Below are 22,018 nucleotides of genomic sequence, written 5' to 3'. Positions count from 1 at the left end.
GTTAGCCTTTGACAATCAGTTGCGAGTTAACGCGGTTGCGAAAACGCAGTTCATGCACGCCGATGCGGCTATGGTTGGCCTCTTCACGCGCTGCGAGAATGGTGCCGTGATGCGGTGATTTGCTGCATACCGGATCGGCATTCGCTGCGTCGCCGGTCAGCATATAGGCCTGGCAGCGGCAGCCGCCAAAGTCCTGCTCCTTCTCCGGGCAGGAGCGGCACGGCTCCGGCATCCAGTCGTTGCCGCGATAGCGGTTAAAGCCGAAGGAGTCATACCAGATGTGTTCCAGCGAGTGCTCCAGCACTGAGGGGAACTTCACCGGCAGCTGGCGCGCGCTGTGGCACGGCAGCGCGGTGCCTTCCGGCGTCACGCTTAAAAAGATCGCCCCCCAGCCGCCCATGCAGCCCTTTGGGCGCTCTTCGTAGTAGTCCGGGGTGACAAACAGTAAGTTGGTCAGGTTGCCGCTTTCCGCCATCTTCGCCCGGTAGTCGCTGACCACCGCTTCGGCGCGGGCAATCTGCTCGCGGCTCGGCAGTAGCCCTTCACGGTTAAGCTGCGCCCAGCCGTAAAACTGACAGGTCGCCAGTTCAACGTCATCGGCCTCCAGCTCTAATGCCAGGGCGATAATCCGGTCGATCTGATCGATATTGTGCCGGTGCAAGACGAAGTTCAGCACCATCGGGTAGCCGAGCGCTTTGACCGCTTTCGCCATCGCCAGCTTCTGATGAAAGGCTTTTTCGTTGCCCGCCAGCGCGGCATTCAGCTCAGGATCGCTGGCCTGGAAGCTGATCTGGATATGATCCAGCCCGGCATCGGCAAAGGTGTGCAGCTTCTTCTCGCTCAGGCCAATGCCAGAGGTGATCAGATTGGTGTAGAACCCCATCCCGCGCGCGGCGGCAATCAGCTCCGGCAAATCTTTGCGCAGCAGCGGTTCACCGCCGGAAAAGCCAAGCTGTACGCTGCCCATCGCCCGCGCCTGGCGAAACACCTCAATCCACTGCGCCGTAGTCAGCTCCTGCTCCTGGGTCGAGAAGTCGAGCGGGTTGGAGCAGTAGGGGCACTGTAGCGGGCAGCGATAGGTCAGCTCCGCCAGCAGCCAGAGCGGCGGATTGACGCTTTTGGCGGCCTCACTCACGGAAAATCACCCACTTCTGTGCATAGGCCTGCGCCAGGAAATCGAGCACGTCGGCGGCAAGCTCTTCGGCCTCGGGAAAACGCGCCTCCAGCGTGGCGATAATCTCGCCCACGCTTTTAATACCATCCACTTCTGAGAGGATCGCCGTGGCGCTGTCGTTCAGCTTCGCCATCCCTTCCGGGTAGAGGATCACATGGCAATCCTGTGCGGCTTCCCACTGCAGGCGGTAACCCCGGCGGAAGGCGGGAATGTGGTGTGCCTGAATGTGCATTACACCAGTCTCCTTGTGTGCCACACCGCGTCTGCGGTGACTGTGTGATAGGGCGCGCGATGAAGGCTGTAGGCCATGGTCATCGCATCGAGCATGCTCCAGAGGATGTCGAGTTTAAATTGCAGGATGTCGAGCATCCGCTGCTGCTTCTCGGCGGTGTCGCACCACTCCAGCGCCAGTGATAAACCGTGCTCGACATCGCGTCGCGCCTGGCCGAGACGGCTGCGGAAGTAGTCATACCCCTGCGGTTCAATCCACGTGTAGTGTTGCGGCCAGCTGTCGAGGCGTGACTGGTGGATCTGCGGCGCGAAGAGTTCGGTCAGCGAGCTGCATGCCGCCTCCTGCCAGCAGGCGCGGCGGGCAAAGTTGACGTAAGCATCCACCGCGAAACGCACGCCCGGCAGCACCCGCTCTTCCGAGAGCAGGCTTTCGCGGGTTAACCCCACCGCTTCGCCAAGACGCAGCCACGCTTCGATACCGCCTTCGCTTTCCCCCTCGCCATCGTGATCGAGAATGCGTTGCACCCACTGGCGGCGCACTTCCGGATGCGGGCAGTTGGCCATGATCGCCGCGTCTTTCAGTGGAATGCTGGTCTGGTAGTAGAAGCGGTTGGCGACCCAGCCCTGGATCTGCTCCCGCGTGGCTTCACCGTTATGCATCGCGATGTGATAAGGGTGATGAATATGATAGTACTGACCCTTCGCCCGTAATGCGGCCTCAAACTCCTCGGGCGTCAGGCATATTGCTTCACTCATGAAACCTCTTATAGCGCGATAACCATCCCGTCCCAGCTCACTTCAATCCCCTGTTGCTCAAGGCTTTTTCGTTCCGGGGAGGCTTCATTCAGGATCGGGTTGGTATTGTTAATATGAATTAAAATCTTGCGACGGGCAGGCAGCGTCGCGAGCAAAGATGCAAGACCCTGCTCTTCGGCTAACGCCAGGTGACCCATCGCTTTGCCGCTGTGGCCGCCCACGCCGGTGGCGCTCAGCTCGTTATCACGCCACAGCGTGCCGTCGATCAGCAGGCAGTCGGCGCGCTGCAACCACGGCATAATCGTCTCGTCTGGCTCGCCGAGACCCGGCGCGTAAAGCAGGCTCTGCCCGCTGTTGCTGTCTTCAATAAACAGCGCCACGTTGTGCCCGGGTAGCGGGCGATCGCGGTAAGGCGAGTAGGGCGGTGCATTGCTCAGCAGCGGAATAGCGGTAAAGTGCAGCTGCGGGCAAACCGACACCTGGAAGCGCGTCAGCGGCTCAACAGGGTGGTGTTGCAGCCCGCCGTTCCAGTGGCTGAGCATCGGGAAGACGGGAAAGCCGGTGCTGAGATCATCATGCACTTCCGGCGTGCACCACACCTGATGTGGGCAGCCTTCACGCAGGCTTAGCAGCCCCGCGCTGTGATCAATCTGGCTGTCGGTCAGGATAATCGCGCCAATGGCGGTACCGCGCAGCTGTTCGGGTCTGTTCAGCGCCGGCGTGGCGCGTAATTGCTGGCTGATATCGGGCGAGGCGTTGCACAACACCCAGTTTTTGCCATCATCGCTTATCGCAATCGACGATTGCGTGCGCGCTGAGGTTTGCATTGTGCCGTTACGCACTCCCGCGCAGTTCGGGCAGTTGCAGTTCCATTGGGGAAAGCCGCCGCCCGCTGCGGAACCTAAAACAGTAATCAGCATCTGTGTAAACCGGTAAGCAAAAAAGAGGAAGCCCGCAGCAAGGCGGGCGGGCGCGTTTAGCGGTTGGAAATATAGAGAGTGACTTCCAGACCTAAGCGCAGATCCACGAACGTTGGTTTAGTCCACATAGCGTAACTCCTTGGGATGAGAGGAGGTAACCCGCGTGATTCAGTTACCCCAGGTCATATTCAGAACTCGCAGCCAGTTGCGCCAGGCAAGTTTCTCTGCTAACGGCTGGCTGATGCCAGACGATGTCAGCAGGGCCATGAGTCGCGGTAGCCCCGTGACATCGCCCAACTCTTCCGGCAGGTCGATGCCGTCAAAGTCGGAGCCGAATGCTACACGATCCTCACCAAGTTTAGTAAGCAGATAGTCGATGTGTTGGAAAATTTTGTGTAAAGGAGTGCGGGCGTCGCGCTTGCCATCTTCACGCAGGAAGGCGGTACCGAAGTTAACGCCCACCAGCCCGTCGCTGGCGGCAATCGCCTCCAGCTGAGCATCGGTGAGATTACGCGGCTGCGGGCAGAGGGCGTGAGCATTGGAGTGGCTGGCGACCAGCGGCGCAGTGCTGAGGGCAGCGGTGTCCCAGAACGCCCGTTCATTCATATGCGAGAGGTCGATGAGAATCCGCCGTTGGTTGCAGGCACGGATAAGCCGTTTGCCCGCCTCGCTCAGGCCCGGCCCGGTATCCGGCGAACCGGGAAAGCGGCCGTTTACCCCTTCGCCAAACACATTTGGCAGGTTCCAGAACGGCCCAATGCTGCGCACGCCGCGTGCGACCAGCGCATCCAGCGGCTCTAACTCTGCGTTGAGCGCGTCGGCGCCTTCAATATGCAGTACCAGCGCAATGGTGCCATCTTGCAGGCACTGCGCAATCTCCTGCGCGCTGTGGCAGACGCGCATTCTGCCCTCTGAGGCATCGACCATGCGGTAGAAGAGATCGATCTGCTGGTGGGTGATGTGGAGCGGATCGTGCAGCGCCTGCGCCGCATCGGGCGTTATGCCGCGCATCTCTGCGATATAGCGAGCGGGCGGCACAAAGACGGCGAACAGCCCACCGGCAAAACCGGCGCGCTGCATACGGGGAAAATCGAGATGACCGCCGTTAAGGCCGCTGAAAACCTGTTCGACAGAGGTGTCTGGCTGCTCCAGCCACAACCGCAGCAGCAGATCGTTATGACCATCAAACACCGGGAGTTGCGCCGCCATCTTTAAACCTTGTGTAAAAGCAAAACTGGCCGCGGGGGCCAGTTTGCGTGGAGCATTAACGCATGGTGACGAACTCTTCCGCCGCCGTTGGGTGGATGGCGACAGTGTTGTCGAAGTCCTTCTTGGTCGCGCCCATCTTCAGCGCCACGGCGAAGCCCTGCAGCATCTCATCCATTCCGGAGCCGATGCCGTGAATACCGACAATCTTCTCCTCTGGCCCGACGCAGACCAGCTTCATGCGGCACGGCTGGCGGTGAGAGGTGACGGCGGTATACATCGCAGTAAAGGAGGATTTATAGACCTTCACCTGGTCGTCGCCATACTGCTCGCGCGCCTGCGGTTCGGTTAAGCCAACGGTGCCGATTGGCGGGTGGCTGAAGACCACGGTCGGAATATTGCTGTAGTCCAGATGCTCGTCCGGCTTGTTATTAAACAGGCGCTCGGAGAGGCGGCGGCCAGCGGCCACGGCAACCGGCGTCAGCTCAACCGCGCCGGTGTTATCGCCCACCGCGTAGATGCCGGGAACGCTGGTGTTCTGGAACTTATCCACTTCGATATAGCCCTTGTCGTTGGTTTTCACACCGGTGGCGGCAAGATTGAAGTTATCGGTTTCCGGTTCGCGGCCAATCGCCCAGATCAGGCAGTCAACGGTCTGCGAACGGCCATCTTCCAGCGTGATCGTCAGGCTGCCATCGCCGTTTTTCACAACCGCAGCCGGCACCGCGTGGGTGTGCAGACTCGGGCCTTCTGCCGCCATCACTTCCACCAGCGTCTCGGTGATCATCGGATCGAAGCTGCGCAGCGGCGCGTGTTTACGCACAAAGAGGTGCGTTTCAGCGCCGAGACCGTTGATCACGCCCGCCAGCTCGACGGCGATATAGCCTGCGCCTACCACCGCCACGCGTTTCGGCAGCGCGGGCAGGGCGAAGAAACCATCGGAATCGATGCCATATTCCGCGCCGGGAATCGACGGGTGGCTCGGGCGACCGCCGGTGGCGATCAGGATGTGGTCAGCGGTGATCGTCTCGCCGTTCACTTCCACAGTTTTGGCATCGACAAAGCGTGCAAAGCCGCGGATCACATCCACGTTATTTTTGCCCAGCACGTTGTCATAAGAGGTGTGAATACGGTCAATATAGGCGCTGCGGCTGGCGACCAGCTTGCTCCAGTCAAAGTGATTCACCGTGGTGTCGAAACCGTAATCCGGGCCGTAGAGATGGATCGCTTCGGCGATCTGCGCCGCATGCCACATCACCTTTTTCGGCACGCAGCCGACGTTAACGCAGGTGCCGCCCAGCTCTTTGGCTTCGATCAGCGCGCATTTTTGACCATACATGGCGGCACGGTTGATCGAGGCGATACCGCCGCTGCCGCCACCGATGGCGAGGTAGTCATAATGTTTGCTCATGGTCGTTTCCTTAATCCTGAACGAAGTCGACAGTCGTGGCGCGATTGTAACGCGCCGGGCGTAATGCGCCACCGATGGCTGCGATTACTCTGCTACTACCTGGTTTACCAGCGTATGGCCTGTACCGGCCGGGACCAGTTTCTTGTGCAGCCACGGCAGCACGTTGTTCATTTGCGCTTCAAGTTTCCACGGCGGGTTAATCACGATCATGCCGGAGGCGGTCATGCCGCGCTGGTCGCTGTCCGGGCGCACGCCCAGCTCGATTTGCAGGATATTGCGAATGCCGGTCGCTTCCAGATCGCGCAGCATGCGTTTGATTTGCTGGCGCATCACTACCGGATACCAGAGGGCGTACACGCCGGTGGCAAAACGTTTGTGGCCTTCGCTGATACCGCTCACTACCGCCTGGTAGTCGGTTTTGATCTCATATGGCGGGTCGATCAGAATCAGACCGCGGCGAGAGACCGGCGGCAGTTTGGCTTTTAATTGCTGATAGCCGTCGGCGCGCGCCACGCGAGTGCGTTCGTCTTTCTGGAACTCCTGGCGCAGCAGCGGGAAGTCGCTCGGGTGCAGCTCGGTCAGCATCAGGCTATCCTGCTCGCGCAGCAGCTGGCGGGCAATCAGCGGTGAGCCTGGATAGTAACGCAGCTGCTCGCCACGGTTAAAGTGACGCACCACATTCATGTAGGGTTCCAGCTCGGCGGGCAGATCGTCCTGCTGCCAGATGCGCGCAATCCCTTCCATATATTCACCGGTGCGCTCCGCATGCTCGCCGGAGAGCTGATAACGCCCCGCGCCTGCGTGGGTATCGAGATAGAGAAACGGTTTCTCTTTTTCTTTCAGCGCTTCGATGATCAGGCTCTGAACGGTGTGTTTGAGGACGTCGGCGTGGTTGCCCGCGTGGAAGCTGTGGCGATAACTGAGCATAGCGTTGGAGATTCCAGAAATTAAACGAGATTTCGCACAGTCTATCGCAGATCGCGGCGGATTACCGCTCAACCCTCCGCTTATTGCAGCGATACCCGGCTTAAGCGCACCCTCCGGCATTGAAATCTCCAGAAGTTAGCCCCATGCTAATCAAACACCCTTTTCAACAGGACTGCGCATATGACCAACCCCCTTTTGACGCCTTTCGAGTTACCGCCGTTTTCCCACATTCGTCCTGAACACGTTGTCCCTGCGGTAACGAAAGCGCTGGACGACTGCCGAAACGCGGTTGAGAGCGTTGTCGCGCAGGGTGGCCCCTACACCTGGGCCAATCTTTGCCAGCCGCTGGCGGAAGTCGATGACCGCCTGGGTCGTCTCTTCTCTCCCGTCAGCCACCTAAATTCCGTGAAAAATAGCCCGGAACTGCGTGAAGCTTACGAACAGACCCTGCCGCTGCTCTCTGAGTACAGCACCTGGGTCGGCCAGCATGAAGGGCTCTATAACGCCTATCGCGATCTGCGCGACGGCGACCACTACGCTGAACTGAGCGTTGCCGAGAAAAAGTCGGTCGATAACGCCCTGCGCGACTTCAAACTGTCGGGTATTGGCCTGCCGAAAGAGACGCAGAAACGCTATGGCGAAATCGCCGCGCGTCTCTCTGAGCTGGGCAACCTTTATAGCAACAATGTGCTCGACGCCACTATGGGCTGGAGCAAGCTGGTTACTGACGAATCTGAACTCTCCGGCATGCCGGAAAGCGCCTTAGCGGCGGCGAAAGCGCAGGCTGAAGCTAAAGAGCAAGAGGGCTATCTGTTAACGCTCGATATTCCGAGCTACCTGCCGGTGATGACTTACTGCGACAACCAGGCGCTGCGCGAAGAGATGTACCGCGCGTACAGCACCCGCGCCTCCGATCAGGGGCCGAACGCGGGTAAATGGGATAACAGCCCGGTGATGGCAGAGATCCTCGCCCTGCGTCACGAACTGGCGCAGCTGCTTGGCTTTGAGAGCTATGCGGATAAATCACTGGCGACCAAAATGGCGGAAAACCCGGCGCAGGTGCTGGCGTTCTTAACCGATCTGGCGAAACGCGCGCGCCCGCAGGGCGAAAAAGAGCTGGCGCAGCTGCGTGCTTTTGCGAAAGCGGAGTTTGGCGTCAACGATCTGCAACCGTGGGATATCGCCTACTACAGCGAAAAACAGAAGCAGCACCTCTACAGCATCAGCGATGAGCAACTGCGCCCTTACTTCCCGGAAAACCGCGCCGTTAACGGCCTGTTCGAAGTGGTAAAACGCATTTACGGCATTACCGCTAAAGAGCGTACCGATGTCGATGTCTGGCATCCGGAAGTGCGCTTCTTCGAGCTGTATGACGAAAACAACGAGCTGCGCGGCAGCTTCTACCTCGATCTCTATGCCCGCGAGCACAAACGCGGCGGGGCGTGGATGGATGATTGCGTCGGCCAGATGCGCCGCGCCGACGGCACGCTGCAAAAACCGGTCGCCTATCTCACCTGTAACTTTAACCGCCCGGTGAGCGGCAAACCGGCGCTCTTCACCCATGATGAAGTGATCACCCTGTTCCATGAGTTTGGTCACGGCCTGCACCATATGCTGACGCGGGTTGAAACCGCAGGCGTTGCGGGCATCAGCGGTGTGCCGTGGGATGCGGTTGAGCTGCCGAGCCAATTTATGGAGAACTGGTGCTGGGAGCCGGAGGCGCTAGCGTTTATCTCCGGTCACTTTGAGACCGGCGAGCCGCTGCCGCAGGAGCTGCTGGATAAAATGCTGGCGGCGAAAAACTACCAGGCGGCGATGTTTATCCTGCGCCAGCTGGAGTTCGGCCTGTTCGACTTCCGTCTGCATGCGGAATTCAACCCGCAAGAGGGGGCAAAAATCCTCGAAACTCTGGCCGAGATCAAACGCCAGGTCGCGGTGATGCCTGGGCCGTCGTGGGGCCGTTTCCCGCACGCCTTCAGCCACATCTTTGCGGGCGGTTACGCCGCGGGTTACTACAGCTATCTGTGGGCCGATGTGCTGGCGGCCGACGCCTACTCCCGCTTCGAGGAAGAGGGGATTTTCAACCGCGAAACCGGGCAGTCGTTCCTCGATAACATCCTGACGCGCGGCGGTTCAGAAGAGCCGATGGAGCTGTTCAAACGCTTCCGTGGTCGCGAGCCGCAGATTGACGCGATGCTTGAGCATTATGGTATCGAAGGCTAACACTTGAAGATCTGCTTAGTGGATGAAACAGGCACCGGAGACGGTGCCTTATCCGATCTTATCGCCCGCTTTGGGCTGGAGCCGGATGACGACAACCTGATGGCGCTGGTTCGCACGCCAACCCATCTTGAACTGCGTAAACGCGATGAACCGAAACTCAGCGGTATTTTTGTCGATTTTATCGCAGGCGCGATGGCGCACCGGCGCAAGTTTGGTGGCGGTCGCGGCGAAGCGGTGGCGAAAGCGGTCGGCATTAAAGGCAGCTATCTGCCGGAGGTAGTGGATGCGACTGCCGGGCTTGGGCGCGACGCCTTTGTGCTCGCTTCCGTCGGTTGCCGGGTTCGCATGCTGGAGCGCAACCCGGTGGTTGCCGCTCTGCTGGAGGATGGTCTGCAGCGCGGCTATGCAGATGCAGAAGTCGGCCCGTGGTTGCGCGACCGGTTAACGCTTATTCACGCTTCGAGCCTCTCGGGGCTTGCGGATATTACGCCGCGCCCGCAGGTGGTCTATCTCGATCCGATGTTTCCGCACAAGCAGAAGAGCGCGCTGGTGAAAAAGGAGATGCGGGTCTTTCAGTCGCTGGTTGGCCCGGATCTTGATGCCGATGGCTTACTGGAGCCTGCGCGTCAGTTAGCGATTAAACGCGTGGTGGTTAAACGGCCCGACTATGCGCCGCCGCTGGCAGGCGTCGCTACGCAATCTGCGGTGGTGACCAAAAGCCACCGTTTCGATATCTACCCCGGCTCCGGGGAATAAAAAAGCCCGGTGGCGTTGCGCGCACCGGGCGGTATTCAGGCTACTGACGAAAGGTCAACGAACGATTATTCGTCCTCTTCATCGCGCAGCGGGACAATCAGCATATCCACATGAACGGTGTTAATCAGCTGGCGCGCAGAGGACATCAGTTTGCTCCAGAAGTCCTGATGATGGCCGCACACCACCAAATCCATATCATATTTTTTGATCGCGTCGACCAGCACCTGGCCCAGATCGCCGCTGCCGCTGAGGGTTTCGGTAATCGGATAGCCTGCGTTGGTGGAGAGCTCCGTTAGCGCCTGGTGCGTTTCGTCGGAGATGCGCTTTTGCATATCGCCGAGGTTAACGTCGATAAGGCCGGTGTAGAGATCGGAGTAGTTCACATCGACATGAATCAGAGAAATCTTTGCGTTGTAAGGGCGCGCCATAGAGACGGCTTTATCAACCAGCAGCTTGCTTTCAGGGGAGAGATCGACGGCGATAAGGATGTGTTTGTAAGCCATAATGTTACTCCTTCCATAAGTTGTCGATGGCCATCCGGGTGAAACCCTGATGGGGTTGCGCTGCGCTCGCATCCTGCGTTGTACGTGAGCGTGGCGCCCGACTTTTCAGGTCGCATTCAAAATGATTCCTACCTTATAACGCTCTAACAGCACCGTCAATCAACCTGGATCACGATTCACTTACGTAATATTTACAGCGAGATGCAGGGATATGCGTTCGCTTGTGGCAAAAAAAGAGCGCTATCTCCTACACTATTAAGAAACCGTACGGAAGAGAGAGACGGTGTCCCGAAGTTGTCCTGATGCTTTGCGCGAGGTCAACTACGGAACATCGCCTTCGTTGTGGTCCGTCCGGAGCCTTGGTTACACTCTTTGTTGTCTACCTTAGTGGGGTTTTCAGGAGCGTGAGCGCTGGAGTGAAACTCTGTGGGCTCTCGCCGGGGAGGGGATATGGTGATCAGCACTGTTGCGCTGTTTTGGGCTTTGTGTGTGGTGTGTGTAGTGAACATGGCGCGTTATTACTCATCGCTGCGCGCCCTGTTGGTGGTACTCCGCGGGTGTGATCCTTTGCTGTATCAATATGTCGATGGCGGTGGGTTCTTTACCGCCCACGGTCAGCCGAGCAAGCAGATGCGGCTGGTGTGGTACATCTACGCTCAACGTTACCGCGATCACCATGACGATGAGTTTATCCGCCGCTGCGAGCGGGTGCGTCACCTGTTTATTTTGACCAGTTCCTTATGCGGGCTGGTGGTGCTGAGCCTGATTGGGCTGATGATTTGGCACTGAGCGCTGTTTTGATAAATGCCTGATGGCGCTACGCTTATCAGGCCTACGGGTTACCGGAATGAGCTTTTGGCGTAGGCCGGATAAGGCGCGAGCCGCCATCCGGCAATGTGCACGGTTCCGGCAACTGCCTGATGGCGCTACGCTTATCAGGCCTACGGGATACCGGGCTGAGTTTTCAGCGCAGGCCAGATAAGGCGAAAGCCGCCATCCGGCAATCAGCACGGTTCCGGCAATCAGCACGGTTTCAGCAACTGCCTGATGGCGCTACGCTTATCAGGCCTACGGGTTACCGGAATGAGCTTTCCGCGTAGGCCGGATAAGGCGAAAGCCGCCATCCGGCAATGTGCACGGTTCCGGCAATAAAAAAACGGGTCAGTTTCCTGACCCGTTTTTTGTCTCTCTGAGGCTTACGTTAAATAAGCTTCAGCGCAATCCAGTACAGACCACCGGAGAGGATAATCGACGCCGGCAGCGTGAAGATCCAGGCCATCAGAATGTTGGTCACGGTTTTACGCTGCAGACCGCCGCCGTCGACAATCATCGTACCGGCTACGGACGAAGAGAGCACGTGGGTGGTCGAGACCGGCATACCGGTATAGCTTGCCAGACCAATCGACACCGCTGCGGTCATCTGCGCGGACATCCCCTGAGCGTAGGTCATGCCTTTCTTACCGATCTTCTCGCCGATGGTGGTGGCAACACGACGCCAGCCAATCATCGTCCCCAGACCCAGCGCCAGCGCGACCGCCATGATGATCCAGATTGGCGCGTACTCGATGGTGCTGAGCATATCGCCTTTCAGTTTCTTCAGCAGACGCTGATCGTCGGCGCTGATCTCCGGCTGCTTCGCCACTTTATCCGTGATATCGGAGAGGCAGAGCATAATCCGGCGCAGCTGTCCGCGCTGTTCCAGCGGGATTTGATCGTAGCTTTCAATCCCGGTGAGCATCGCTTTCGCACGGTCCAGCGCACTGATAGCGCGGCCCGCGTGGCAGTGAAACTCGCCAGGTTTAGTGGCTACTTCTTCCGGCGTTGGTATCAGCGGATCGACACCGGTCGCTTTTTGCAGCAGCGCCGGATGTTGCTGGAAGTAGGTTTCCACGTTGTTGACGGCATCCCGCGTACGGGTGATGTCGTAACCGGAGGCGTTCATATTGACCACGAAGCCCGCCGGAGCAACGCCGATCAGCACCAGCATAATCAGGCCGATACCTTTCTGACCGTCGTTTGCCCCATGAGAGAAGCTGACGCCGATAGCAGAGAGGATCAGTGCGATACGCGTCCAGAAAGGCGGCTTTTTCTTGCCGTCGATCTTCTCACGTTCCGCAGGCGTCATATGGATGCGCGCACGTTTCTTGGTGCTGCTCCAGTAGCGACGCAGCAGGAACACCAACCCACCGGCAAATACCAGGCCGACGATCGGTGAAACGATCAGCGAACCAAAGATATTCAGCACTTTCGGGATGTTCAGCGCGTCGACCACCGAGGTGCCGGTCATCAGTGCATTGGTTAAACCAATACCGATAATTGCGCCAATCAGGGTGTGAGAACTGGAAGCAGGCAGGCCCAGATACCAGGTGCCGAGGTTCCAGATAATGGCAGCCAGCAGCATGGAAAAGACCATCGCCAGGCCGTGTGCGGAGCTAACATTCAGCAACAGATCGGTTGGCAACATATGCACAATGGCATACGCAACGCTTAACCCGCCCAGCAAAACGCCGAAGAAGTTAAACACTGCCGCCATCACAACCGCCAGCTGAGAACGCATAGCGCGTGTATAAATCACGGTTGCCACGGCATTCGCTGTGTCGTGGAAGCCGTTAATGGCCTCGTAAAACAGAACAAAAACCAGTGCAAGCACGAGGAGTAGCCCGGTATGGAGATCCAGGCCGGCAAACAAATGTACCATAGGTCGTTAAGCCATTTTGGGGACACGAACGCCGCGCATTATCAGGGACATTGGCGGTATGGGCAAAGTGAAATATCGACTTTTTTTGACATCATCGCTTACATTCCGCTGAATTTTTAAAATTATCTTATAAATTTCAATGGTATGTTTCTTTTCTCACCACACCGCGCTGGTGTGACCAGCCTGAACTCTTTACAATTCGCGACCAGGTAAGAGAGAGGGTGAAGATGTGGAAAGCTTTGATGCCATTATAGTCGGTGCTGGCGCGGCGGGGATGTTTTGTGCGGCGCTGGCGGGGCAAGCGGGTCGGCGCGTGCTGCTGCTGGATAACGGCAAAAAGCCGGGGCGTAAGATCCTGATGTCCGGCGGCGGGCGCTGCAACTTCACCAATCTTTATGTCGAACCGGCGGCTTACTTAAGCCAGAACCCCCATTTTTGTAAATCTGCCCTCGCGCGCTACACCCAGTGGGATTTTATCGATCTGGTGGGTAAACACGGCATCGCCTGGCATGAGAAGACGCTCGGCCAGCTCTTTTGCGACGACTCCGCGCAGCAGATTGTCGATCTGCTGGTGGCGGAGTGCGAGAAGGGCAATGTCACCCAGCGCCTGCGCACGGAAATCCTCTCCGTCGAGCGTGATGACAACGGCTACACCTTACAGCTGAACGGCGGCACGGTGCAGGCGGTGAAACTGGTGATCGCCTCCGGCGGGCTATCGATGCCGGGGCTGGGCGCTTCGCCTTTCGGCTACAAAATCGCCGAGCAGTTTGGCCTGAAGGTGCTGCCGACCCGCGCCGGTCTGGTACCGTTTACCCTGCACAAACCTTTACTCGAGCAGATGCAGACCCTCTCCGGCGTCTCTGTGCCGTCTGTTATCACCGCTGAAAACGGCACGGTATTTCGCGAAAACCTGCTCTTTACCCATCGCGGTCTGTCGGGGCCTGCGGTGCTGCAAATTTCCAGCTACTGGCTGCCGGGCGAGTTTGTCACTATTAACTTAGTGCCGGAGTGCGATCTGGTAGAGTTCCTCAATCAGCAGCGCGACACGCACCCTAATCAGAGTCTGAAAAACACCCTCGGCATGCAGTTGCCAAAACGCCTGGTGGAGTGTTTGCAGCAGCTTGGGCAGATCCCTGATGTGACGCTGAAACAGCTCAATAGCCGTGACCAGGAGAAGCTGGTCGAGACCCTGACCGCGTGGCGCGTCCAGCCCAACGGCACCGAAGGCTATCGCACCGCAGAGGTAACGCTCGGCGGCGTAGATACCCATGAACTCTCCTCGCGCACGATGGAAGCGCGAAACGTGCCGGGGCTCTATTTTATTGGCGAAGTGATGGATGTGGCCGGCTGGCTGGGGGGCTACAACTTCCAGTGGGCATGGTCCAGTGCGTGGGCCTGCGCACAGGCGCTGGCGGAGCAAGAGGCATAAGCGTTTTTCGATCGCCCACGGTTTGCCGCATGTAATGCATCTTTTTCAGGCAATAAATTGCGAGAGCCCTCGCGAAACCGCAATGTGAGCATTTGACTCTGCGGCTGCGCACTCACACAATCCTTTTCACTTAAAGCAAATTACGCTGAAGGCCATTGATTTATGCGTCTTTATTTTTGCGGGAGCTTCATTAACTCGCTAAAAACAGACGCTTTTTTTGGTAGGTTTGCTATGGATTAGGATAATTCCTGGCACTTATTTCGCCGAAAAATCAGACAATAGAGGCCTTTTCGCTTTCAGAAAGGGTGCGGTAGCTTTCTATCAAGCCCGCCACGTTAAACCGATGAACGCGCCTGGAGTGGTGCGTTTTATGTCAGGATCCGCTACATGAGCAATCGCATCACTGTTCAGTTACCTGCCGAGGGGCTGCTCTTCTGGAAAATTTCTGGTCGTGAAGCCCTGTCCGAAGCATTCTCCTTTACCCTGCAATTGCTCGGTACTGACGCGCGCATGGATCGCAGCCAGCTGCTCGGAAAACCGGTCACCGTCACCCTGCCAACCCAGGGTTTGTCCGGCAGCCGCTACCTTAACGGTAAAATCACCCGCGTCGCCGTAAGCGCCGTCGAACTGAGCGGTACGCGTTATGCCGTTTACCAACTTACCGTTGAGCCGGATCTCTGGCCGATGAAGCGCGACCGCAACCTGCGTATTTTCCAGGGACAGACGGTGCCGCAAATCGTGAAAACCCTGCTGGGCGAATACCAGGTCAATATTGAAGATAAGCTGACAGGCAGCTACCGCACGTGGGAGTACTGCGTGCAGTACCAGGAGAGCAGCTTCGATTTCATCAGCCGTCTGATGGAGCTGGAAGGCATCGCCTACCATTTCAAGCATGAAGCGGACAAACATACGCTGGTGCTGACCGACGCGGCTACCCAACATCAGCCCTTTAGCGGCTATGAATTTATTCCCTATCACCAGACGCCATCGGGCGGTAGCACCGATGAAGAGGGAATTAGCCAATGGGCGCTGGAAGACAGCGTGACGCCAGGGATTTACAGCCTGGATGATTACGATTTCCGCAAACCAAACGCATGGCTCTTCCAGGCGCGGCAAAACCCGAACTCTCCATCTCCCGGCGCTATTGATGTTTATGACTGGCCGGGCCGCTTTGTCGAGCATGGACACGGCGAATTCTATGCCCGCATTCGCCAGGAGCGCTGGCAGGTTGAGCATCAACAAATCGAAGGCACCGCCACGGCAATCGGTATTGCGCCGGGCTGCACTTTCCAGCTGACCAACGCCGCGTTCTTTAATGACAATGGCGAATACCTTGTCACCGCCGCGCACTACAACTTTGAAGAGAACCGCTACGCCAGCGGTGCCGACAGCCAGACGGTGCACCGCATCGACTTCAGCGTTATCCCCTCCTCGGTGGTGTTTCGCCCGCCGCAGCACACTCCCTGGCCGCGCACTTACGGCCCGCAGACCGCGCGCGTCGTGGGGCCGCAGGGGGAGAGCATCTGGACGGATAAATATGGTCGCATAAAAGTGAAGTTCCACTGGGATAGGCTGGCGAAAGGCGATGACACCAGCTCCTGCTGGGTGCGCGTCTCCAGCGCCTGGGCCGGTCAGGGCTATGGTGGCGTACAGATCCCGCGAGTCGGCGACGAAGTCGTTATCGACTTTATCAACGGCGACCCGGACCGCCCGATTGTTACCGGTCGCGTTTACAACGAAGCGAGTATGCCGCCCTGGGCGCTGCCTGCCGCCGCAACGCAGATGGGCTTCCTCAGCCGCTCGAAAGATGGCTCGGTGGATAATGCCAACGCCCTGCGCTTTGAAGATAAAGCGGGCGAAGAGCAGGTGTGGATCCAGGCCGAGCGCAACCTTGATACCCATGTGAAAAACGATGAGACGCGCAGCGTTGGCGGCTCACAGACCGTGAACATCACGCGCGATCACAGCGGCAAGGTGGCCGGAACCCACTTCCAGGCGACGCAGCTTTCCCACGACGAGGTGATCGGCGGCGATTTTACGCAGAAAGTGCAGGGTAATCTGACACTTGCCTCTGGCTCGAGCATCAAACTCGTTACCGGACAATCAGCTCTGATACTGGGGGCCAACGGCACGGTCACACTGCAGTGCAATGATTTTAAAATCGACGCGCTGGGCAGTGGACAGATTAATACCAAAGGATTGCTGGATTTGAACTTATCAACACCGCAAAAACATGACGATGTTGCCCCCACCATCGACCAAATCCAGGCCGCGGTTACAAAAGCATTTGATCAAGGGAAAGATAAATAATGGCGACCGCACAGTTTGTTATTTCGGAAGGCATCCTCAACCTGCCGGAAGCATGCCAGGATCGCAGCATTAACGTGCTGCGCTTTAATGAGAGCAACGCGACGCTGGTGATCACCCGTGCGTGGGACATCAAGGCAGGCGAGGAAGAGGCGTTTATCAGCCAGCAGCTGGCGAAAGTGAAGCGCAGCATGAAGAAAGTCGTAATGGGCGAAGTGGGAGATAGCCTGGTGGCGAACCAGCCTGCCCGTGAAGTTTCACTGCGCTTTGAAAACCAGGGCGTGCTGGTGCATGAGAAACTGGCTATCACCCGCGTGGAGGATCATCTTCTGGTGCTGACGTTCAGCCGCACTGCGCCGTTTGACGCACCTGCTGATGCATTCTGGGCGTCGATCAAATCGGGCTTACAGTTAGGGGCGTAAGGATGACGGATTACATCGCGGCCCGTATTGATGACCCACTCATCCACAGTTCAGCGCTGGCGGATTTTGTTGGTGCTGTCGTGGAAGGGGCGATTATCGCCGGGATCATTTTTTCCGGTGTCGGTGCAATAGTGGGCGGTGTGGTGATTGCCGCACTGGTCCTGAGCGGCGATCTGGAAAAAATCGGCGATGCCGCCGGGAAGCTGGTCGACAGCCTGATAGACCCCGGGCCCCCCGACGCGCATATCGTCACCGGCTCTGAAAACGTGCATATCAAGGGCAAAAAAGCCGCACGTGCCGCCGGAACCGTGGATCGTGATTTTCTGCTCGCGCCTCCTGCTCCTGAAGAGAGTATCGACTGGGCAGCCGTTGGTATTCTGGCGCTGGCCACCGCGGCGGAGGCGGCAAAGCTCGCCCTGGTACCTGGCGCCATGGCAATGGCGATTGCCGAACGCGCCAAAGGTCTCACCCTTGATGATATGAAAAAGTGGGGCTCGAACCTGTGGGAATCTCTTTCGCAACCGCTGGTTGAAAGCGCCGATCCCCATGCGACCCCGATGCCACTCGATACCGTTGACTGCAAGAAAGGCCATGCGGTCACCAGCAGTAACTTTATCGCGCAGGGTTCCAAAAGCGTCCTAATCAATAATCAGCCCGCGGCGCGCAATGGTGAGAAAAGCACCTGCGAAGCGGAAATCAAAGTCAGTGAAAATCCCCGGGTTCGCATCGGTGGCGACACGATCACCGTTCGTGATATTCGCAGCGGCAAGAACCAGCTGGCCTATATGCTGGGCGCGATTGTCGGCTCGCTGGGGGTTGGCGAGCTGGCGAATCTGGCAAGAATGCTCTGCCGACGCATGCTAACCCGCAGCGTGCTGAAAAATATCGTCTGCGCTTTTGGCAGCGCGGTGGTTTCAGATACGATTTCCTCCGTTCTTGTCTCCGCGGCGAGCACCGCTTTCCCGGTCAATATTGCCAGCGGCGCAAAGATCCTCGCCAAAGAGGAGGATCTCGACTTTGTGATGCCGGATCGTATGCCGCTCTACTGGCAGCGTATCTACAACAGCCGCAACCGCGCCTCCGGCATGTTTGGCCCCGGCTGGATGATGCCGTTTGAGACGCGTCTTTACCGTCTGGCGGATAATCAGCTGATTTTCAAAGATATGAGCGGGCGCGAGCTGGGGCTTGGTGAAGTGCTCAGCGGCGACATGATCTCCTATCCGGACGAGGGGCTCAGGCTCTTCTCCAGCCCGAACGGCGCGATCGCGATCCAGACCGGCGAAGGCGATCATCAGGTCTATGAGCCGGATCCCACCCGCCCCGGCGAGTGGCGCATGCACCGCATCTACGACCGCCATGAAAACGCCCACTACTTCAGCTGGAACGACCAGGGCCAGCTGGCGCGTATCTCCAGTGACAACGAAGCGCTGGATGTCGAACTTGAGTACGACGCCCATAGCGGGCGGTTACGCGCGGTTTATCAGATCGTTGATGGCGGACGCCAGCTGCTGGTGAGCTATCGCTACAACGACCAGGCGCAGCTGATTGCGGTCATCGATGCCGATGATGTGGTAACCCGCCAGTTTGGCTGGGATCGCGCCAGCGATATGCTGGCCTGGCACAGCTTCTCGACCGGTCTGAAAGTGCATTACCAGTGGCAGCCGAGCGCAGACGCTGAACATTGGCGCGTGAAGGCGTACCAGGTTCACGACGAGCAGGGCACGGTGCTGGAAAACTGGCGTATAGACGCCGATGAGAGCAAACGCTACGCCCGCGTCAGCAACGATGAAGGCGTGGTCAGCGAACACTACTGGGATGAGATCTACCGCATCACCGCGTACACCGATGTGCACGGCGGTAAGTGGCAGTTCAACTGGGCAGGTCAGTCCGAACAGTTGCTCTCAGCCGTACAGCCGGACGGCGGACGCTGGGAGTATGCCTGGGACGATCGCGGCAATATGACGCTGGAGCGCGACCCGCTCGAACGCGCAACGCTGAAAACCTGGCATCCGCTGTATGACTTCCCGTTAAAAGAGGTGCTGCCGGACGGCGGCGTCTGGCAGTACGAATACAGCCTGGCGGGCGATGTGGTGGCGCTGACCGATCCGGAAGGCGGCGTGACGCGCTTTGAGTGGAACGATCAGGGCGACTTAATCCGCCGCATTGATGCGCTGGAGAACAGCCACCGCTTCTGGTGGGATGCGCTGGGCCAGCTGATCCGCGAAGAGGACTGCTCCGGTAACCAGAGCCAGAATCAGTATGATGGTGCCGGGCACCTTATCCGCAGCACCGACCCGCTCGGCAATACGGACCGCTACGTCTGGAGCCCCGCCGGCCGCCTGCAGACCTATATTCGTGCCGACGGGCGCGAGACGCAGTTCAGCTACACCCAATCCGGCCTGCTCTGCGGCCAGAGCGTCGATGGCGTCAGCACGCGCAGGGTAAAACTCAACGCGCGCGGCCAGGTGACGGAAGCCACCGATCCGGCGGGGCATGTGACCCGTTTCCGCTTCAACCGGGCGGGCCGTCTGGTGACGCTCACCAACGCCAACAACCAGGAGTGGCGTTTCGACTACACCCCGACCGGGCTGCTGACCTGTCAGCAGGATTACGCCGGGCGGCAGACGGAGTATCACTACAACGCCGCGCAGCAAGTGGCTTCTCTGGTGCGCCACCCGGAGCGCGGCAGCGACCTGCCAGCGCAGGTGCTGAATTACGAATATGATGCCCTCGGGCGCATGACGGCGCGCGAAACCCCGGAGCACCGCACCGAGTACCGCTACAGCGCGCTGGCTACCGAAATCCGCCGTTATGCCTACACCGAGTGGCGTCAGGCCGCGGTGGAGATGCGCGAGCCCGCGCACAGCGAAGCCATCATCCTGGCGCGCAACAAGCTTGGCGACCTGGTCCGCGAGGAGAACCATTCCGGCGTTTATCAGCATGAATACGATGCCTTAAGCAACCTCAGCGCCACCACCTTCCCGGACGGGCGGGAACTGAAGTTCCTGCGCTACGGCACCGGGCACCTGCTGGAGATGCAGCTCTCCCTGAGCGGCAAAACGCTGCCGGTCACCGGCTACCAGCGTGACCGCCTGCACCGGGAGACGCACCGCACGATGGGCGCGCTGGAGCTGGAGACGCACTACGACATGGCCGGGCGTATCACGCACCGGCGCTGCACCGACAACCTGCGCGACCGTCTGGTCTCGGAGCGCCGCTACCAGTGGGACCGCGCGGACCAGATAATCCGCCGCATGTACACCGACGGCGCACCCTCCACCCCGGCGGAGAAGTACCGTCAGTCCCTGTGGGGCTACGACGCGGCCGGGCGCATGACGCAGAGCCTGCAGCCGGAAGGCGAGGAGCGTTTCTGGTATGACGCCGCGGACAACCGCACCACGCCGGCGCTGCAGCCGGTATGGAACAACCTGCTGAAACGCCTGGACGGCGTCAGCCGGGAGTATGACGGTTTCGGGCGCATGACCGTGCGCCACGACACGCACCGGAGAGTGACGCAGCGCTTCAGCTACGACGACGAACACCGCATCAGCCGGGTGGAAATCGACGGCGACGCGGAGCTCACAAAAGCAGAATACCGCTACGACGCGCTGGGCCGCCGCACGGAGAAACAGGTGTGGCGACGCCATGACCGGAAACCGGAACGCACGCAGTACGACTGGTCCGGCCTGCAGATGGTGGGTGAGACCAGCGACAGTCACCCGGACGCGGCGGTGCAGTATATCTACACCGAAAACAGCTATGAACCGCTGGCGCGCGTCGACAGCCACGGTGAACATGCGGACATCTTCTGGTATCACACGGAACTGAATGGCCTGCCGGACAGCGTGACCGACAGCAACGGCGACACCGTCTGGCGCGGAGCTTCCACGGCCTGGGGCCGCAGCCTGCGCGAGAGCACACCGGTAAACTGGGACACCCCGCAGAACCTGCGCTTCCAGGGCCAGTACCTGGACCGCGAAACCGGCCTGCATTACAACACCTTCCGCTACTACGACCCGGCGGCCGGGTGTTACACCCAGATGGATCCGATTGGTCTGGCGGGGGGCATAAACTTATATCAGTATGCTCCGAATCCACTAACGTGGATTGATCCATTGGGCTGGGAAAACAATTGGATTTGGGTTAATCCGAATGATTTGAATTTTTCTCAGGCTTATATTCTTGAAAATAATTATGCAGAGTTGATGAATTCGGGGAAATGGAATTGGGATAAACCACTAAATGTCATGGAGGTTAATGGACAACTTGTATCGTTAGATAATAGACGTCTTCATGCGGCTCAGACTGCTGGATTAAAGGAGGTTCCCATAGAGAAGGTAACTACTGATCAGGTTATGCAAGGTGGTGGAACTTATGGAAAGAATCTTTCTAAAAAACTTAATTCGGCTCCTAAAGGCTCTGGTTTACCCAAAGTTCAGTTGCCAGAGATAGGAACAAAGGTAAAACCGCAGATTGTACCAAACCCTAAAAAATCAGGAGGAAAAATTGGACGTTGTTGACGCTATTCAGGAACGGTGGCAACAAGATGAAATTCTTGGCTACGATTGTGTAACATTTTCTGACGGAAGGGTTGTACTTTTAAATTGTTTAGAACTGGGCGATAGAATTATAATTAATCCTTATGCTGGAAGCAGTGTGGATCAAATAGTGGAATATGAATCAGAACCATGGTCTTCTATTCAATCATATGGCTCTATATCTATTCCGCAAAATGGATATGAGTTATTGTTTGGTGAAGGAGCAATGGGAAATGAAGGGTTCATTGCATGTACTAACTCAGGAATTTTGAACTGGAGTTTATTTCTAACAAAGTATAATCCAATTCAACGTGGAGAGATACTGGATGAAAGTCACGCTGTTTTTTTTAGCGAATATATAAAATTGATCGTAAATTTTAAAAAACCTATAGAAATTGATGCGTACCCTATATAGAAATAACGTGACAGAATTTTAAAACGGATAATATGATTTGTACAGGTTAAATGGCTGGAGGATTGGCCTTAATCTGATAAGGAGAGTCGCCATATGGGACGA

The 22,018-nt window shown here is 57.9% G+C and carries 18 protein-coding genes; 8 read left to right on the top strand and 10 right to left on the bottom strand.

What is annotated here, in order from left to right:
- Position 1: 1 nt before the first annotated feature.
- The 8 genes from pqqE to ABIC80_RS15015 all read right to left on the bottom strand — a co-directional run bounded on the left by pqqE (position 2) and on the right by ABIC80_RS15015 (position 6,625).
- Positions 2-1,135, bottom strand: a complete 1,134-nt coding sequence (gene pqqE, locus ABIC80_RS15050; protein ID WP_429177698.1) for a pyrroloquinoline quinone biosynthesis protein PqqE — start codon at positions 1,133-1,135, stop codon at positions 2-4.
- Positions 1,128-1,400: a pyrroloquinoline quinone biosynthesis peptide chaperone PqqD gene (pqqD, locus tag ABIC80_RS15045; protein ID WP_192869647.1), complete on the bottom strand. Its 273-nt coding sequence runs from the start codon at positions 1,398-1,400 to the stop codon at positions 1,128-1,130. Before pqqD ends, pqqE begins: the two co-directional genes overlap by 8 nt.
- Positions 1,401-1,405: 5 nt before the next feature.
- Entirely contained in the window at positions 1,406-2,161 is a 756-nt protein-coding gene (pqqC, locus tag ABIC80_RS15040; RefSeq protein ID WP_076769366.1) for a pyrroloquinoline-quinone synthase PqqC, read from the bottom strand.
- Between the two features lie 8 nt (positions 2,162-2,169).
- Positions 2,170-3,081 carry a pyrroloquinoline quinone biosynthesis protein PqqB gene (pqqB, locus tag ABIC80_RS15035; RefSeq protein WP_200135023.1) on the bottom strand — a complete coding sequence of 304 codons (912 nt, stop codon included), beginning with the start codon at positions 3,079-3,081 and terminating at the stop codon, positions 2,170-2,172.
- A 56-nt stretch (positions 3,082-3,137) separates the two neighbouring features.
- Positions 3,138-3,209 (bottom strand): pyrroloquinoline quinone precursor peptide PqqA, encoded by a 72-nt coding sequence (pqqA, locus tag ABIC80_RS15030; protein WP_071789594.1) that lies wholly within the window; start codon positions 3,207-3,209, stop codon positions 3,138-3,140.
- Positions 3,210-3,249: 40 nt separating this feature from the next.
- Positions 3,250-4,290 (bottom strand): dipeptidase, encoded by a 1,041-nt coding sequence (locus ABIC80_RS15025; protein WP_429177696.1) that lies wholly within the window; start codon positions 4,288-4,290, stop codon positions 3,250-3,252.
- A 55-nt stretch (positions 4,291-4,345) separates the two neighbouring features.
- Positions 4,346-5,698 (bottom strand): glutathione-disulfide reductase, encoded by a 1,353-nt coding sequence (gorA, locus tag ABIC80_RS15020; protein ID WP_429177694.1) that lies wholly within the window; start codon positions 5,696-5,698, stop codon positions 4,346-4,348.
- A gap of 84 nt (positions 5,699-5,782) precedes the next feature.
- Positions 5,783-6,625, bottom strand: coding sequence for a 23S rRNA (adenine(2030)-N(6))-methyltransferase RlmJ (locus ABIC80_RS15015; protein ID WP_139567213.1), 843 nt, complete (start codon positions 6,623-6,625; stop codon positions 5,783-5,785).
- Positions 6,626-6,805: 180 nt separating this feature from the next.
- Between ABIC80_RS15015 and prlC the strand changes: the two genes are divergently transcribed.
- Both prlC and rsmJ read left to right on the top strand, forming a co-directional pair.
- Positions 6,806-8,848, top strand: a complete 2,043-nt coding sequence (gene prlC, locus ABIC80_RS15010; RefSeq protein WP_429177692.1) for an oligopeptidase A — start codon at positions 6,806-6,808, stop codon at positions 8,846-8,848.
- A gap of 3 nt (positions 8,849-8,851) precedes the next feature.
- Positions 8,852-9,604 (top strand): 16S rRNA (guanine(1516)-N(2))-methyltransferase RsmJ, encoded by a 753-nt coding sequence (gene rsmJ / locus ABIC80_RS15005; protein WP_429177690.1) that lies wholly within the window; start codon positions 8,852-8,854, stop codon positions 9,602-9,604.
- Positions 9,605-9,669: 65 nt separating this feature from the next.
- Here the strand turns inward: rsmJ and uspA are convergent, their stop codons facing one another.
- Positions 9,670-10,107, bottom strand: coding sequence for a universal stress protein UspA (gene uspA / locus ABIC80_RS15000; RefSeq protein WP_042713217.1), 438 nt, complete (start codon positions 10,105-10,107; stop codon positions 9,670-9,672).
- A gap of 453 nt (positions 10,108-10,560) precedes the next feature.
- On the opposite strand from uspA, the gene uspB reads away from it, so the two are divergent.
- Entirely contained in the window at positions 10,561-10,896 is a 336-nt protein-coding gene (gene uspB / locus ABIC80_RS14995) for a universal stress protein UspB (protein WP_023481978.1), read from the top strand.
- A gap of 412 nt (positions 10,897-11,308) precedes the next feature.
- Here uspB and pitA read toward each other — a convergent pair whose 3' ends face one another.
- Positions 11,309-12,805, bottom strand: a complete 1,497-nt coding sequence (gene pitA, locus ABIC80_RS14990; protein WP_042713216.1) for an inorganic phosphate transporter PitA — start codon at positions 12,803-12,805, stop codon at positions 11,309-11,311.
- Positions 12,806-13,034: 229 nt separating this feature from the next.
- Between pitA and ABIC80_RS14985 the strand changes: the two genes are divergently transcribed.
- The 5 genes from ABIC80_RS14985 to ABIC80_RS14965 all read left to right on the top strand — a co-directional run bounded on the left by ABIC80_RS14985 (position 13,035) and on the right by ABIC80_RS14965 (position 21,916).
- Positions 13,035-14,234: an NAD(P)/FAD-dependent oxidoreductase gene (locus ABIC80_RS14985; protein WP_429177688.1), complete on the top strand. Its 1,200-nt coding sequence runs from the start codon at positions 13,035-13,037 to the stop codon at positions 14,232-14,234.
- Between the two features lie 387 nt (positions 14,235-14,621).
- Positions 14,622-16,544 (top strand): type VI secretion system Vgr family protein, encoded by a 1,923-nt coding sequence (locus ABIC80_RS14980; protein WP_042713214.1) that lies wholly within the window; start codon positions 14,622-14,624, stop codon positions 16,542-16,544.
- Complete coding sequence (locus tag ABIC80_RS14975) at positions 16,544-16,963, top strand: DcrB-related protein (RefSeq protein WP_312118519.1); 420 nt, start codon at positions 16,544-16,546, stop codon at positions 16,961-16,963. Before ABIC80_RS14980 ends, ABIC80_RS14975 begins: the two co-directional genes overlap by 1 nt.
- Positions 16,964-16,965: 2 nt before the next feature.
- Positions 16,966-21,483: an RHS repeat-associated core domain-containing protein gene (locus ABIC80_RS14970; protein WP_429177686.1), complete on the top strand. Its 4,518-nt coding sequence runs from the start codon at positions 16,966-16,968 to the stop codon at positions 21,481-21,483.
- Positions 21,470-21,916 carry a hypothetical protein gene (locus tag ABIC80_RS14965; protein ID WP_429177684.1) on the top strand — a complete coding sequence of 149 codons (447 nt, stop codon included), beginning with the start codon at positions 21,470-21,472 and terminating at the stop codon, positions 21,914-21,916. Before ABIC80_RS14970 ends, ABIC80_RS14965 begins: the two co-directional genes overlap by 14 nt.
- Positions 21,917-22,018 lie beyond the last annotated feature (102 nt).

Source organism: Kosakonia sp. 1610, assembly GCF_050435845.1.
Lineage (GTDB): Bacteria > Pseudomonadota > Gammaproteobacteria > Enterobacterales > Enterobacteriaceae > Kosakonia > Kosakonia cowanii.
The sequence above is the reverse complement of the archived record's forward strand: the minus strand, read 5'-3'. Positions and strand labels throughout refer to the sequence as shown.

What these genes read in the sequence shown, in the direction of transcription:
- pqqB (WP_200135023.1), bottom strand. Translation starts at nt 3,081, where the DNA reads ATGCTGATTACTGTTTTAGGTTCCGCAGCGGGCGGCGGCTTTCCCCAA.
- uspA (WP_042713217.1), bottom strand. Translation starts at nt 10,107, where the DNA reads ATGGCTTACAAACACATCCTTATCGCCGTCGATCTCTCCCCTGAAAGC.
- prlC (WP_429177692.1), top strand. Translation starts at nt 6,806, where the DNA reads ATGACCAACCCCCTTTTGACGCCTTTCGAGTTACCGCCGTTTTCCCAC.
- ABIC80_RS14975 (WP_312118519.1), top strand. Translation starts at nt 16,544, where the DNA reads ATGGCGACCGCACAGTTTGTTATTTCGGAAGGCATCCTCAACCTGCCG.
- ABIC80_RS14970 (WP_429177686.1), top strand. Translation starts at nt 16,966, where the DNA reads ATGACGGATTACATCGCGGCCCGTATTGATGACCCACTCATCCACAGT.
- pqqC (WP_076769366.1), bottom strand. Translation starts at nt 2,161, where the DNA reads ATGAGTGAAGCAATATGCCTGACGCCCGAGGAGTTTGAGGCCGCATTA.
- ABIC80_RS15015 (WP_139567213.1), bottom strand. Translation starts at nt 6,625, where the DNA reads ATGCTCAGTTATCGCCACAGCTTCCACGCGGGCAACCACGCCGACGTC.
- ABIC80_RS15025 (WP_429177696.1), bottom strand. Translation starts at nt 4,290, where the DNA reads ATGGCGGCGCAACTCCCGGTGTTTGATGGTCATAACGATCTGCTGCTG.
- pitA (WP_042713216.1), bottom strand. Translation starts at nt 12,805, where the DNA reads ATGGTACATTTGTTTGCCGGCCTGGATCTCCATACCGGGCTACTCCTC.
- gorA (WP_429177694.1), bottom strand. Translation starts at nt 5,698, where the DNA reads ATGAGCAAACATTATGACTACCTCGCCATCGGTGGCGGCAGCGGCGGT.
- ABIC80_RS14980 (WP_042713214.1), top strand. Translation starts at nt 14,622, where the DNA reads ATGAGCAATCGCATCACTGTTCAGTTACCTGCCGAGGGGCTGCTCTTC.